Source organism: Microbispora catharanthi, from assembly GCF_006334915.2.
Lineage (GTDB): Bacteria > Actinomycetota > Actinomycetes > Streptosporangiales > Streptosporangiaceae > Microbispora > Microbispora catharanthi.
The window spans coordinates 306786-321134 of the sequence record NZ_VDMA02000001.1 but is presented as its reverse complement, the minus strand read 5'-3'; the positions used below and the strand labels follow the sequence as shown (position 1 = coordinate 321134).

The following is a 14349-nucleotide window of genomic DNA, read 5'->3' as shown; positions in this document are numbered from 1 at the left end:
GCGGCACGTATGACGGAAATCGCCTCCGAAGTACTCATCAGACGGCTCGCCGACTGGGGTGTCGACACCGTCTTCGGGCTTCCCGGTGACGGCATCAACGGCATCATGGAAGGGCTGCGCCGCCAATCCGACCGGGTCCGGTTCGTGCTGGTGCATCACGAGGAGGCGGCCGCGTTCATGGCGGCCGCGCACGCGAAGGCCACCGGCCGCATCGGGGTGTGCCTGGCCACCTCGGGCCCCGGCGGGATCCACCTGCTCAACGGCCTGTACGACGCCAAGCTCGACCACCAGCCGGTGCTGGCCATCACGGGCATGCAGGAGACCAGCGTGCTGGGCACCGGCTACCAGCAGGAGGTCCACCTCGACCGGCTGTACGAGGACGTCGCGGAATACAACCTCGTGGTGGACAACCCGGCCCAGCTGCCGGGAGTGGTGGACATCGCGATCCGCACGGCGTACGCGCGGCGCGGGGTGGCCCACCTGTGCCTGCCCAACGACGTCCAGGTCGCACCCGCCGACGCCGACCCCTACCAGCACGTCGCCCCCGCGCGGCCCCCCGCGACCGCCCCCGTCTACCTGTCCCCGCCCGGCGTGCCGCGTCAGGAGGACCTGCGGGCCGCCGCCGAGGTGCTCAACGCGGCCCGGCGGCCCGCGATCCTGGCCGGGGCCGGCGCCCTGCACGCCCGTGAGGAGGTGCTCGCCGTCGCCGAGGCGCTGGGCGCCCCCGTGATCAAGACGCTGCCCGGCAAGGCGGTCATCCCCGACGACTCGCCGTACGCGGTGGGCGGCATCGGCCTGCTCGGCACGAAGCCGGGCGAGGAACTGGTCGAGGACTGCGACACCCTGCTGATGGTCGGCACCAACTTCCCCTACACCAAGCACCTGCCGGAGCCCGGCAAGGTCCGCGTCGTGCAGATCGACGCCGACCCCGCCCGGGCGGGCGTGCGCATGCCGACCGAGGTGCCGATGATCGGGGACGCCAAGGAGGGGCTGGCCGCGCTGCTGCCGCTGCTGCGCGGTGACGACAACCGCGGTGAGAAGCGGGCGCACCTGGAGAAGTACCAGAAGGCCATGGCCGAATGGCGGGAGAACATGGCCGCTCTGGAGAATCCGGAGCGCGCCCCGATCGCCCCGCAGTATCTGATCGGCTGCGTGGACCGGGCCGCCTCCGACGACGCCATCCTCACCTGCGACTCCGGCACGATCGCGACCTGGGCGGCCCGGCACTGGACCATCCGCGGCGACCGGGAGTTCTACCTGTCGGGCAACCTCGCCACGATGGCCCCCGGCCTGCCGTACGCGATCGCCGCGCAGCTCGCCCACCCCGACCGGCAGGTGATCGCGTTCATCGGCGACGGCGGCTTCGCGATGCTCATGGCCGAGTTCCTCACCGCGGCCCGTCTGGGCCTGCCGATCACGGTGGTGGTGAACAACAACGGCTCGCTCGGCCAGATCCTGTGGGAGCAGATGGTGCTGGGGTATCCCGAGCACGGGGTCAGGTTCGGCGAGCCGTCCTCCGACTTCTCCGCCTGGGCCCGCTCCTGCGGCGGGTACGGCCGCAAGGTCACCGACCCCGCCGAAGTGGACGAGGCGGTACGGCAGGCCCTCGCCCATCCGGGGCCGGCGCTGGTGGACGTGGACGTCGACCCGAACGAGCCGCCCATGCCGGGCAAGGTCGCCCGCGACCAGGCGGTCAAGTTCGCCGAGGCGTTCCTGAAGGGGCAGCCGCACAAGGCGGCCATCGCGACGACGCTGTTCAAGGACAAGATCTCTCAACTGGGGCGGTGACGCCATGACGGACCAGGTGCTCGTTCCCCCGCCCGTGACGACCCGGCCGCGACGCCCGTACGTGCGGGTGCGCGACCTGGAGCGGGACCTCGCCGCCCGGGTGGACGGCGAGGTCAGGTTCGACCCGGGCAGCCGGGGGGCCTACTCCACCGACGGATCGAACTACCGGCAGGTGCCGCTCGGGGTGGTGGTGCCGCGCACGGTGGACGCGGCGGCCGAGGCGATCGCGGTCTGCCGGGAGCACGGCGCGCCCATCACCTCGCGGGGCGGCGGGACGAGCCTGGGCGGTCAGACCTGCAACACCGCCGTCGTCATCGACTGGTCCAAGTACTGCCACCGGCTGGTGTCGGTGGACGCCGCGGCGCGCACCTGCGTCGTCGAGCCCGGCATCGTGCTCGACGTGCTGAACCGGCTGCTGGCCGACACCGGCCTGATGTTCGGGCCGCGCCCGTCCACGCACTCCCAGTGCACGCTCGGCGGGATGATCGGCAACAACTCGTGCGGCTCGACCGCCCAGGCGTACGGCAAGACCGCCGACAACATCGCGCGGCTGGAGATCCTCACCTACGACGGCCAGCGGATATGGGTGGGGCCGACCGGCGGCGAGGAGTTCGACCGGATCGTCGCCGAGGGCGGGCCGAGGGCGCGGATCTACCGCGAGCTGCGCGCGATCGTGGACGAGCACGCCGACGAGATCCGCCGCCGCTTCCCCGACATCCCCCGCCGGGTGTCGGGCTACAACCTCGACCAGCTCCTGCCCGAGGCCGGGTTCGACCTGGCCAGGGCGCTGGTCGGGTCGGAGGGCACGCTGGTCACCGTGCTGCGGGCCGAGCTGCGCCTGGTGCCCGCGCCCAAGGCCGAGTGCCTCCTCCTGCTCGGCTACCACGACATCAACGTGGCCGCCGACGCCGTGCCGCGCATCGCCCGCTACGGCCCGCTCCAGCTGGAGGGGGTGGACGACAAGCTCGTGGACTTCGAGCGGCGCAAGCACATGCATCCCGACGCCCTCAAGCGGCTGCCGGAGGGCGGCGGCTGGCTCATGGTCTCCTTCGGCGCCGACTCCCAGAAGGAGGCGGACGCCAAGGCATGTGACCTGCTGCAAGAGCTGGAGGGCGGCGAGCACGCGCCGCACATCTCCTTCGTCGACGACGCGAAGATCGAGAAGAAGCTGTGGGAGGTCCGCGAGTCCGGGCTCGGCGCCACCGCCCGCGTGCCCGGCATGCGCGAGACGTGGGAGGGCTTCGAGGACTCGGCCGTACCGCCGGACAGGCTCGGCGGCTACCTGCGTGACCTGCGCGGCCTGTTCGACGAGTTCGGCTACGGCGACGCCTCCCTGTACGGGCACTTCGGGCAGGGCTGCGTGCACACCCGCATCCCGTTCGACCTGGTGACGGCCGACGGGGTGGCGGCCTTCCGGGCCTTCGTCGAACGGGCCGCCGATCTCGTCATCTCCTACGGCGGCTCGCTGTCGGGCGAGCACGGCGACGGGCAGGCCAGGGGCGAGCTGCTGCCCAAGATGTTCGGGCCCGCGGTCATGACCGCCTTCGAACAGGTCAAGGCCGTCTTCGATCCCGGCGACCGGATGAACCCGGGCAAGGTCGTCGCGCCGTACGGGCTGGACGAGAACCTGCGGCTCGGCCCCGAGTGGACGCCCGCCGACCCGCCCGTGCACTTCGGCTACCCCGACGACGAGGGCAGCTTCCAGCGGGCCGTCATGCGGTGCGTGGGGGTCGGCAAGTGCCGCGAGCACGTCGGCGGTGTCATGTGCCCGTCCTACCGGGCCACGGGCGAGGAGGAGCACTCCACTCGCGGACGCTCCCGGCTGCTGTTCGAGATGCTGAACGGCCACGCCGACTCCGCGGTGCGGGACGGCTGGCGCTCCACCGCCGTGCACGACGCCCTCGACCTGTGCCTGGCCTGCAAGGGCTGCAAGCACGACTGCCCGATGCAGGTCGACATGGCGACGTACAAGGCCGAGTTCCTCGCCCACCACTACGCCCGCAGGATCAGGCCGATGGACCACTACGCGATGGGGTGGCTGCCGGTGTGGGCCCGCGTGGCCGCGCTCGCTCCGGGCGTGGTCAACGCGCTGGCGCACGCGCCCGTGCTGTCCGGGCTCGCCAAGCGCCTGGCGGGGCTCGAACCGGCCCGGCCGGTGCCGGACTTCGCGCGGGTCCGCTTCAGCGACTGGTATCGGCGGCGCGGGACGCGCGGCGGGGGCGAGCGGGGCCCCGTGGTGCTGTGGCCGGACACCTTCACCGACAACCTTCACCCCCACATCGGCAGTGCCGCCGTCGAGGTGCTGGAGTCGGCCGGCTATCGCGTGCTGATCCCGCCGCGCACGCTGTGCTGCGGCCTGACGTGGATATCGACCGGCCAGCTCGGCGTGGCGCGGCGGGTGCTGCGCCGCACCGTGCGGACGCTCGCCCCGGCACTGCGCCGCGGCATCCCGATCGTCGGGCTGGAGCCGAGCTGCACGGCGGTGTTCCGCGCCGACGCGCCCGAGATGTTCGCGCACGACCGGGACTTCGCCCGGCTGCGCGAGCAGACCAGGACCCTCGCCGAGCTGCTGAGCGCGACCGACGGATGGGATCCGCCCCGGATCGACCGGGACGCCGTCGCCCAGCCGCACTGCCACCACCACTCGGTGCTCGGCTTCGAGACCGATCAGGCCCTGCTGTCCCGCGCCGGCGTCCGGGTGGAGGCGGTGGGCGGCTGCTGCGGCCTCGCCGGGAACTTCGGCTTCACCGCCGGCCACCTGGAGGTGTCGATGACCTGCGCGGAGCACGAGATCCTGCCGGCCATCCGCGCCGCCGACGCCCGCACGGTCGTCCTCGCCGACGGCTTCAGCTGCCGTACGCAGATCGAGCAGGCGGGGGTGGGACGCCAGGCGATCCACCTCGCGGAGTTGCTGGCGGCCGGGGTGCGGGGCACGCCGCTGGGCGACCACCCGGAGTGGCGCGCCTCGCGCAGGCCCGGCCCGGCGCGGGTGCTGGGGACGCGATGAGCACCGGAGCCCTGCAGTCCGGAGCCCTGGATTTCGGAGCTTCGGAAGAGACGGACCCCGCGCTGGAGGAGGACGCGTGGTCGGTCGAGGACGCCTCGCTCGCCCTGGTGGAGATGACCCTCAACGCGGTGGTCCGCGGCACCGACCTGTCGGTCACCCAGTTGCGGGTGCTGCTCGCGGTCGACCGGCACGGCCCGCTGAACCTGAGCGGGCTCGCCGCCCTGCTGGGCATGTCGGTCTCGGCCACGGGCCGCCTGGTGACCCGCCTGCACACCGCCGGGCTGCTGACGCGCCTGCTGTCCCCGCACAGCCGCCGTGAGGTCAGCATCGACGTCACCGACACCGGCAGGAGGTCGCTCGAACGGATCCGCGCGGCCCGCCGCGGGCACATCGCCGCCGCGCTGCGCCATCTGCCGCCGGACAGCCGCCGTACGCTCGCGCGGACGCTGCGCGAGCTCACCGCGGCGGCCGGGGCGGACGAGGTGAACGGGGTGGACGCGGTGGACGCGGTGGACGGTTAGCGGTCGCGGTCGGCGGCCAGGCGGGCCAGGGCCTCCAGACCCGCCGCCGGCCCCGGCGCCAGCTCCGCCGACCGCAGCGCCTCCAGCGCCTCGGACAACAGGTCGTCCACCCTGGCGAGGCTCCACGCGCGCCCGCCCGCCTCGTCCACCAGCCGCGCCGCCCGTGCGAGGTCGGCCTGCGCGAGCGGGCGGCGGTACAGCATGGCGAGCGCGCCGCCGGCCGGCGTGCCCGACGTCAGCGCGGCGACGACCGGCAGGGACTTCTTCCGGTTGCGCAGGTCGGAGTGGACGGGTTTGCCGGTGACGGCCGGGTCGCCCCAGATGCCCAGCAGGTCGTCGACGATCTGGAACGCCAGCCCCACGCGCTCGCCGAACACCCGCAGGAAGGCCACCTGCTCGGTGGTGGCTCCCCCCGGGAATGCGGCAGCCTGCAGCGCGCCGAGGGCGCAGGCGCAGCCGAACAGCGCGCCCGTCTTGCCCTCCGCCATGCGTACGCACTCCCCCAGGCTCACGTCCGCGCGCTCCTCGAAGCCGAGGTCGGCGCTCTGGCCGTCCAGCAGCGACTGGACGCACCGGGCCAGCGTGCGCGTGCTGTCGGCGGGCCGGCCTCCCCCGGCGAGCACGGCGAAGGCCAGCGCCAGCAGGGAGTCGCCGGCCAGGATCGCGTCGGAGCGCCCGAAGACGTTCCACACCGTGGGGCGGTGGCGGCGGACCGCGTCGCCGTCCATCACGTCGTCGTGGACGAGGGAGAAGTTGTGCACCAGCTCGACCGCGACCGCGGCCGGCAGTGCCGTGTCCATGTCTCCCCCGGCGCCCTCGGCCGCCAGGAGCGTGAACGCGGGCCGAAGGGCCTTGCCGCCGCCCGCCCGCACCGGCCGCTCCCGCGCGTCCCACCATCCGAAGTGGTATCCCGCCATCCGTCGCATCGACGGAGGCAGGGTGTCTACCGCACGACGCAGGGCGGGCTCCACCAGGTCGCGCGTCCGGGCGAGCACGTCCGCCGCGGTCCGCACTCCCTCTGCAACCGGTTCCGTCACGCTCCCACCACCTCGGGCTCGAGTGGACCCCACAGGCCGGCTGGAGTTGTCGGCATACCCCGGCCGCCTCCTCGCCACACGTGCTTCCCGCTCACCATCGGGGCGCTCACTCCCCACTCGCTCCTCAGCCCAGACCGGCGGCGCGTCCCGCCGGATCGCTCGATATCTCCTAACGTGGTGCCCCATGCGGAAATGGGTGCAGGAAATGGGTCTCGGGCTCGCCGCGATCGGCCGCCCCGCGTACATCACACTCGGCCGGGACGAGGACCTCGGCGGTGACCGCGATGTGGCGGCGATGCGGGCGCGCACCTGGGAGGTGCTGGACGCCGCCCGGGCGGCGGGCGTGCGCTACTACGACGTGGCCCGCTCCTACGGCCTGGCGGAGGAGTTCCTCGCGGGCTGGCTGGCCAACCGGGGCATCCGGCCCGGCGAGGTCGAGGTCGGGTCGAAGTGGGGGTACGAGTACGTCGGCGGCTGGCGCATGGACGCCGACCGCCACGAGGAGAAGGACCTGTCGGCCGCGCGGCTGCGCCGCCAGCTCGGCGAGACCCGGGAACTGCTCGGCGAGCATCTGTCGCTCTACCAGATCCATTCCGCCACGGTCGAGAGCGGGGTGCTCGACGACGAGGAGGTGCTCGGCGCGCTGCGCGCTCTGCGCGCCGAGGGCGTCGCCGTGGGCCTGTCCACCACCGGTCCCCGCCAGGCCGCGACGATCGACAGGGCGGTCGCGACCGGGATCTTCGACACGGTCCAGTCGACGTGGAACCTGCTGGAGCGCTCGGCGGGTGAGGCCCTGGCCCGGGCGCACGCGGCCGGCCTTAGCGTGATCGTCAAGGAGGGCGTGGCCAACGGCAGGCTGACCGCCCGCGGCGCGCCGCCGGCCCTGGCGCTCGCCGCACGCGAACGCGGCGTCACCCCCGACGCCCTGGCACTCGCCGCCGTGCTCGCCCGCCCGTGGGCGGGGGTCGTGCTGAGCGGCGCGGCCACGACCACTCAGCTCGCCGAGAACCTGGCGGCACTCGCCGTCACCTGGGACGACGCGACCGAGGAGGCGCTCGCCGATCTGGCGGAGGACGCCGAGACCTACTGGGCCCGCCGCGCCGCCCTCCCCTGGACATGACTAGGTGAGGAACTCGCCGTCCTTGAGCTCAAGGACGCGGTCGGCCAGGCCGACGATGCCCGCGTCGTGCGTGGCCACCAGCGCGGTCACTCCCTCGCCCCGGACGAGCACCCGGAGCAGTTCCATGATCTGGCGGGCGGTCTGGGAGTCGAGCTGACCGGTCGGCTCGTCGGCGAGCAGCAGGCGGGGCCGGTTGGCCAGAGCCCTGGCGATGGCCACGCGCTGCTGCTGGCCGCCCGACAGCTCGTAGGGCCGCTGCTCGGCCTGATCGGACAGCCCGACCAGGGACAGCAGCACCTTGACCCGCTCCTCCCTGTCCTTGGCGGGAACCCGCGCCAGCCGCAGCGGCACGCCCACGTTCTCGGCGGCCGACAGCACCGGGATCAGCCGGAACGACTGGAAGACGAACCCGACGACGTCGCGGCGCAGCCGCAGCAGGCCCTCCTCGGGCAGCTCCGGCACCGGCTGCCCGGCCACCCGCACCCGCCCCTCGTCGGGCCGGTCCAGGCCGCCGACCAGGTTGAGCAGCGTCGTCTTGCCCGCGCCGGAACGCCCGCGGATCGCGACCAGCTCGCCGGGGTGAGCCTCGAAGGAGACCCCTCTCAGGGCGCGCACGCCCTTGGGATAGGTCTTGCGCAGGCCCTCGACGACGACCAGCGGCTCACTCATTCGTCTCTTCCTCTGTGTCGTCGCCGGTGGCCGACGGCCAGACCCCGATGTGGTCGCGTTCGAGCTCCAGGCGCACCCGGTGCTCCATCGACAGGGCGTTGATGAACTCCCTCGGCAGTTGCAGGCGCCCGGCCCGGTCCAGCACGGCGTACTCCTCGGCGACCACCCTCCCGTCTGAGGAGGTGCGGCGGAACGTCTCGCTGGAGGTGCGGCCGTCCCGGATGCCGATGGTCCGGTCGACCTGCTCCGACACCATCGGGTCGTGCGTCACGACGACGGTCGTGACGCCGAGCTCGCGGTTGGCGTGGCGCAGCACGCCGAAGACCGTCTCGGCGCTCTCGCTGTCCAGCTCGCCGGTGGGCTCGTCGGCGAGCACCACCTCGGGCGCGTTGGCCAGGGCGACGGCGACGGCCACCCGCTGCTGCTCGCCGCCGGACATCTCCCCGGGCCGCCGGTCCGCGCGGTCCGCCATCCCCGTCAGCTCCAGCAGCTCGTCCGTACGGGACGACCTGGCCCGGCGGGACGCGCCGCCCGCCAGCCGCATGGGGAGCATGACGTTCTCCCGCGCGGTGAGGTACGGCAGCAGGTTGCGGGTGGTCTGCTGCCAGACGAAGCCCACGACCGACCGCCGGTAGCGGAGACGGTCGCGCGGAGTCATGGACAGCAGGTCGGTCCCGGCGACCCGGGCCAGCCCGGCCGTGGGCACGTCGAGCCCCGACAGGATGTTGAGCAGCGTCGACTTGCCCGATCCCGAGGCCCCGACGATCGCCACCAGCTCACCCCGGCCGATGAGCAGGTCGAGACCCTGCAGGGCGACCACCTCGACCGCGGCGGAGCCCTCGGTCTTGTAGATCCGCACGAGGTTGTCGCACAGGATGTGGGCGTCCGCGCCGAACGCGGGACCGCCCCGCGTGGCCCGGGCCTCCAGGTCAGCCAGCGTGTCCACGGCTTCCTCCCAGGTAGGCGCCCGCGAGGGCGACGGCGGCGACCCCGGCGGCCAGAGCACCGGCCACGACACAGGGCAGGACGGGCAGGAGCGCGGCGGTCGCCAGGGCGCCGTGGCGCCCGCCCGCGTACGCCGACAGGTCGATTCCCGGCCCGAGCAGCGCGGGCATGGCGAGACCGGCCGCCAGCCCGGCGACGGCGGTCAGGACGAGCAGCGGGGCCGCCTCCAGGACGGTGATCAGGCCGGCCTGCCTGCGGGTGAGGCCGAGGGCGCGCAGCAGGGCGAGGTCCTCCGCCCGCCGGGCCGCGCCTCCGGTCAGGGCGATCGCGACGGCCGCCAGCGCGTACGCGGCCAGCGCCGCGGCGGCGACCCGCAGCGCGGCGGTCAGCGCCGCCGTCAGCGGCGTGCCGGTGATGTCGGCGAGCGCGCCCGCCACGGTGGACATGCGCGCGCCGGACGGCAGCAGCGGCCTGACCGCGCCGGCGTCTCCCGCGATCAGCAGCGTGTTGACGTGCTCGGGAGCCGCGGGGAGGACGATGAGAGCGCCGTCGCCCGCCCGCACCCCCGGCATCGCGTCGACGGTCCCCGCCGGGGTGACCGTCATCTGCGCGGGCCAGCCGATCTCGAAGCTCCGCATGGCGGACAGGTCGGGCGAGACCAGCGCACCGGTCCCCGGCGCAGGCAGGTGGAGCGGGCTGCCCGCGGCCAGCCGGCGGTAGGCGCCGAGGTCGACCGCGACGACCGTGGCCGGCCGCCCGCCGAAGCCAACCTCGGCGACCGTCGTCCCGACCGCGGCCGGGACGACGGCCCGGACGCCAGGCGCGTGCGTGATCTGCTCCAGCGTCTCCGGGGGGATGCCCTGCTCACGCTCCACCCTGATCTCGGCGCCGGTCCGCTCCCACGCCGCCTGCCGCTGGGCCTCCTCCAGCCCTCCGGCGGTGACCATTCCGTACGCCGCCAGTGCGACGGCCGGCAGCAGCGTGAGCACCGGCAGCGCGGCGCCCGGCACGGCCCGGGCGGCGGCGAGCCCGAGGAACGGCACGGCGGCGGTGCGCCGGGCGGCGGCCCGGAAGGCCAGGTGGATCAGAGCAGGGCCGGCGCGCAGCACCGCCAGCGCGGCGGCCAGCGCCAGCAGCACGGGCGCCGGCGCGAGGAACGCGTCGCCGGTGCCGAGACCGTGGGTGCGCAGGAGATGGAGGCTCGCCACGGCGACCACGAGCACCAGGATCTCCATCACGATCCGGCGGGCCGCGCTCCCTGTCAGTCGTCCTTGGGTCAGCCGTCCTTGCCCCCGCCGTCGTGCAGACTGCCGCCCTGGGGACTGGCGCAGCGCGACGGCGACGCAGGCGATCGCGACGGTCCCCGCCGCCAGCGCGGCCGGTCCCAGCCGCGCGACCGCCGTCGGGGCGCCAGGCACGAGGCCCGCGGCCACCTGGCCCGCCGCGGCCGCCGGCACCGCCGCGAGCGCGACCGCTCCCCCGCAGGCGCCCACGACCTGGACCAGGGACGCGCCTCGGGCGCGCATCAGCAGCAGGTCGCCGTGCACCCGCTGGACGAGCAGCAGCACGGCCAGGGCCGTGGTGCCCAGGCAGACGACGGCCAGCCCGCTCAGGAACATCGTGATCAGCGCGCGCGTGACGGCCAGCCGGTCCAGGTACTCCTGCAACATGCGGTCGAACCCGGTCGACAGGGCCACTTCGAGGTCCTGCCTGCCCAGGCGGCGGCCGAACTCCTCCGTCGCGGCGAGCACGGCCGCCGCGTTGCCCGCGGTGACGCGGTCCGGCGCCGGGGTGACGAGCCATCGGAAGACCATCGGCAGTTCGGCGCCCGCGAGGCTGTCGCCGTCGGTGAGCGCGGTGACGATCAGATCGTCCTCGATGGCGAGCGGCACGCGCTGGTGGATGACGTACGTGAGTTCCGGCTCGAGTGCCCAGAACCGGTCGGCGGGACGCGCCGGCTCGAACAGGCCGGTGACCTTCGCGGTCAACTCGCCGAGGCGGACCGTGTCGCCCGTTCTGATCGACATCTCCGTGGCGGCGACCGCGGGCACGGCCACCTCGAAGCGGGTGCCCGAGCGGGGGCCCGGGGGGCCGCCCTCGACGTACCGCACCCGCCGGTCCGCCCCGGACACCCACTTCAACGTGAGATACCGGTGCGCCCGCTCGTTGATGAGCATCGGCGGGGCTGTGATCTCGATGAGCGGGGCGGGGTCGGCGACCTCCCGCAGCGCCGGGGGGAGCAGCGCGCGCCAGGCGGTGTCCGCCCTGGCCGCCTCGGCCGTCGTCCGCATGGGCGTCAGGTCGAAGCGCCGGGTGAACTGGACCGCCAGTGAGGCCGTGGCGGGCGGGGCGGAGCCGATGACCGACCTGGCCGCCGCGTCGAGGGAGGACTCGACCATCCGAGGCAGGGCCGAGACGACCAGGGCGGCGCCGAACACCAGCGTGGCAAGCAGTGCCGCCACTCCCCTGTGCACACCCAGAAGGCGGATCACGACGCCTCCCCCGCACGAAGCACGGCGGCCGGCTCACGGCGGTGCAGCGACCGCGCGAGCCCCGCCACGATCACGAGAAGCACCACGAGGACCGCGACGGCCAGCGCCGCCACCTGAGGCCAAGGAACGTGGAGCAGCACCGGCAGCCCGCCCCCGGTCGCGTATCCGGCGGTCACCATCGGCGGCACCACCGCGGCGGAGACGGCCACGGCGAGCGCCACTCCGCCGGCCAGCGACAGCCCGACCACGAACGACTGCTCGACGGCGAGCAGGCCGAGCGTCTGCCGGAAGCTCACGCTGAGCGCGCCGAGCACGGCGAACTCGCCTCTGCGCTCGCGCGCCGAGACCGCCGCGTTGACCAGGAAGCCCAGCACGGCGAACGCCAGCGCCGCCGCGAAACCGAGCAGCAGCGCGCCCTGCAGGCCTGCCGCCGTGGGGTCGTCCCGATAACCGGCGGTGAGCGCGGCCACGTCGACGACGTCCCCGCGGCCTCGCCAGGAGGCGGCCAGTACGGCGGCCCGCGTGGTGTCGTGCCCGTCGGCGGCCAGCCACCACTCCGTCACCGGCCACTCCGCTCCCTTCGCGCCCGCCGCCCGCAGCGCCGACAGGTCGGCGAGCAGGGCCGGGGTGCCTTCCGGCGTGCCGGGCATCGCCGCGACGACGCCCACCACTTTGATCGGGATGGCCGCCGTGCCGGCCGTGATCCGTACGGTGTCCGCCAGGCCGGGGGTCACCACGACCGGAAGCGGCTGTCCGCCGGACCCGGCGATCCGGGACGCCAGCGTGGCCGGCGACAGCTCCGACAGGTCGGGGCGCAGCAGCAGGACACGGCCCAGGTGCGCCGCGTCCGCGGCGATCAGGGTGGCGTCCGCGCCGTCCGCGACGACCCTGGCGCGGTGCGCGGGCACGGCGGCCGCGACCCCTGGCAGCGTGGTGAAGGTCCCCGCGTCGTCCCCCGGAAGGGCGGGGACGCGCAGGCCGGCGCCGGCGAGATGCCGGGCCCGGTCCTCCTGGGCGCCGCGCCAGGTCGCGGCGGTGGTCAGGGACAGCACGCCGATCGCCGTCGCCATCGTCAGCAGCAGCGCCGGGCCCGAATAGCGAGCCGGGCGCCGGCTCACCTGCCGGGCGGCGAGGGCCGGCCCGAACCCGGGGCGGCGCCGCGTCGCCCGCTCGGCGACCCTGGCGACGGCGGGCACCAGCCGCAGGGCGGCCATCCCGCCGCAGAGCAGGGCGAGCGCCGGTCCCGCCCCGACGAGCGGGTCGAGCCCGAGCTCGCCGCCGAGACGCGTCGTCTCCGGCGCGTCCTGGCCGCGCAGGCGCCAGACGGCGAGCGCCGCCAGGACGAGCAGCGCCACGTCGGCCCCGGCCCGCTGGACCAGGCCCGGCCGGTCGGCGCGCCCGCGCGCCGCCTGCTCCTCGACGTACGTGCGGCGGGCGGCGAGCAGGGGCGGAGCGGCCAGCATGGCGGCGCAGGCGAGCGCGACCGCCGCCGCGACCGCGAACGTGGATCCGTCAGGCGCCCGGGGTGGCTCCACGCCGGTCGCCTCGATCCAGGGGAACGCGCTCACCAGCCGCAGGAGGACGGGCGCGAGGAACGGCGCCGCGGGCGCGCAGGGCAGCGCGATCAGCAGCGCCTCCCCCGCCGCCATGGCGGCGAGCCGCGGCGACCCGCCGCCCCTCGATCGCAGCAGGGCCGTCTCCATCCGGCGGTGCTCGGCGAGCAGCCGCGCGGTCAGCGCCAGCGCGTACGCGCTCAGCACCAGCAGTTGGAGCACCGGCACCAGCATGGTCGAGCGGGCGACCAGGGCGCCGCGGTCGAGCCGCAGCAGCGTGCCGGACAGCGTCTCGGTGACCGTGCACCGGGGGCAGCCGGCGCGCACGGCACCCGAGGTCCCGGCGACCGACGCCGAGAACGGCCGCAGCCGGTCGGGGGAAAGCCGGCGCAGGTCGGGTTCGGCGAGCCAGCGGGCCGAGACGCCGGTCGCGAAGCGGTCGAGGAAGGTGCCGGTGGGCACGACCAGGGGTCCGCGGGAGGTGAAGTCGCCGGTTCGCGTGCCGAAGCGCAGCAGTTCCTCCCCCTTCCAGCGCGGATCGTCGGGGTCGCGCAGCCGGAAGACGCCGGTGACGCGCACGCGGGCCGGTTTTCCGTCCAGGCGTCCGACGACGGTGAACTCGTCGCCGGCCGCGACTCCCATCGCCCGCGCGGCCGGCTCGGACAGCGCCACTTCCACCAGCGCCGTCTTCGTCTCGGCGGGCCAGCTCCCGCTCACCAGGTCCGCCTGGCCGTCCAGTCCCTCGTACGCGGCGAACCGGGTCAAGACGGGCTGAACGTCGCCGCGATCCTGTCCCTTCAGCGCGTAGGAGGCGGACTCGACGCGCACGGTGACCCGTACGGGCACCTCCCCGTGGGCGTGGGCGATCCCCGCGCGGACGGCCCGGTCGGCCGCGGCGAAGTCCCCGGCGGTGACCGAGGAGGTGACGACGGTGGCGGTGGCGGCGAGCGGCGCCGTCTCCAGGGCCCGCCGCACGCCCGCCTGGGTCGCCGACCCCGCGTGCAGCAGGAGAGCCGAGATCGCCGTGGTGGCGAGCAGGATGGAGCCGAACGCGGCGGCCAGCAGCAGTGGCTCGGCCAGCGCGCGCCGGACCACCAGAGGCAGCCGCGCGCGCACCATCCTCAGCATCCGGGCCTCAGCATCCGGGCCTCAGCATCCGGGCCACACCACGTTCATCCCGGCATCATGACAAGCATGATCGAGAAGCACCAGCGTTC

Annotated in this window: 9 protein-coding genes; 4 read left to right on the top strand and 5 right to left on the bottom strand. The window is 74.7% G+C overall.

Features of this window, described 5'->3' with window-relative positions; genetic code table 11:
* The first annotated feature begins 9 nt into the window (after positions 1–9).
* From FH610_RS01400 to FH610_RS01390, 3 genes are read left to right on the top strand one after another with little or no spacing between them, the layout of a single operon-like run.
* Positions 10–1788, top strand: coding sequence for a thiamine pyrophosphate-dependent enzyme (locus FH610_RS01400; protein WP_139572312.1), 1779 nt, complete (start codon positions 10–12; stop codon positions 1786–1788).
* Positions 1789–1792: 4 nt separating this feature from the next.
* Positions 1793–4795 (top strand): FAD-binding and (Fe-S)-binding domain-containing protein, encoded by a 3003-nt coding sequence (locus FH610_RS01395; protein ID WP_139572310.1) that lies wholly within the window; start codon positions 1793–1795, stop codon positions 4793–4795.
* Positions 4792–5316, top strand: a complete 525-nt coding sequence (locus FH610_RS01390; RefSeq protein WP_139572306.1) for a MarR family winged helix-turn-helix transcriptional regulator — start codon at positions 4792–4794, stop codon at positions 5314–5316. The genes FH610_RS01395 and FH610_RS01390 overlap by 4 nt, the downstream gene beginning before the upstream one ends.
* On the opposite strand, the gene FH610_RS01385 is transcribed toward FH610_RS01390, so the two are convergent.
* Entirely contained in the window at positions 5313–6353 is a 1041-nt protein-coding gene (locus tag FH610_RS01385) for a family 2 encapsulin nanocompartment cargo protein polyprenyl transferase (protein WP_240808682.1), read from the bottom strand. The genes FH610_RS01390 and FH610_RS01385 overlap by 4 nt on opposite strands.
* Before the next feature lie 184 nt (positions 6354–6537).
* Between FH610_RS01385 and FH610_RS01380 the strand changes: the two genes are divergently transcribed.
* Positions 6538–7473 carry an aldo/keto reductase gene (locus FH610_RS01380; RefSeq protein WP_139572297.1) on the top strand — a complete coding sequence of 312 codons (936 nt, stop codon included), beginning with the start codon at positions 6538–6540 and terminating at the stop codon, positions 7471–7473.
* Here the strand turns inward: FH610_RS01380 and FH610_RS01375 are convergent, their stop codons facing one another.
* The 4 genes from FH610_RS01375 to FH610_RS01360 are packed head-to-tail and all read right to left on the bottom strand — an operon-like array spanning position 7474 to position 14260.
* On the bottom strand, positions 7474–8142 hold the full coding sequence (locus tag FH610_RS01375) for an ABC transporter ATP-binding protein (protein ID WP_139572296.1): 669 nt from the start codon (positions 8140–8142) through the stop codon (positions 7474–7476). It abuts the gene before it with no gap.
* Positions 8135–9088, bottom strand: coding sequence for an ABC transporter ATP-binding protein (locus FH610_RS01370; protein WP_205825448.1), 954 nt, complete (start codon positions 9086–9088; stop codon positions 8135–8137). Before FH610_RS01370 ends, FH610_RS01375 begins: the two co-directional genes overlap by 8 nt.
* Positions 9072–11579, bottom strand: coding sequence for an FtsX-like permease family protein (locus FH610_RS01365; protein WP_139572294.1), 2508 nt, complete (start codon positions 11577–11579; stop codon positions 9072–9074). The genes FH610_RS01370 and FH610_RS01365 overlap by 17 nt, the downstream gene beginning before the upstream one ends.
* Positions 11576–14260: an FtsX-like permease family protein gene (locus tag FH610_RS01360; protein ID WP_139572293.1), complete on the bottom strand. Its 2685-nt coding sequence runs from the start codon at positions 14258–14260 to the stop codon at positions 11576–11578. Before FH610_RS01360 ends, FH610_RS01365 begins: the two co-directional genes overlap by 4 nt.
* Positions 14261–14349 lie beyond the last annotated feature (89 nt).

Coding starts and splice junctions, on each gene's coding strand:
- FH610_RS01395 (WP_139572310.1), top strand. CDS start 1,793: ATGACGGACCAGGTGCTCGTTCCCCCGCCCGTGACGACCCGGCCGCGA.
- FH610_RS01390 (WP_139572306.1), top strand. CDS start 4,792: ATGAGCACCGGAGCCCTGCAGTCCGGAGCCCTGGATTTCGGAGCTTCG.
- FH610_RS01360 (WP_139572293.1), bottom strand. CDS start 14,260: ATGCTGAGGATGGTGCGCGCGCGGCTGCCTCTGGTGGTCCGGCGCGCG.
- FH610_RS01400 (WP_139572312.1), top strand. CDS start 10: ATGACGGAAATCGCCTCCGAAGTACTCATCAGACGGCTCGCCGACTGG.
- FH610_RS01375 (WP_139572296.1), bottom strand. CDS start 8,142: ATGAGTGAGCCGCTGGTCGTCGTCGAGGGCCTGCGCAAGACCTATCCC.
- FH610_RS01380 (WP_139572297.1), top strand. CDS start 6,538: ATGCGGAAATGGGTGCAGGAAATGGGTCTCGGGCTCGCCGCGATCGGC.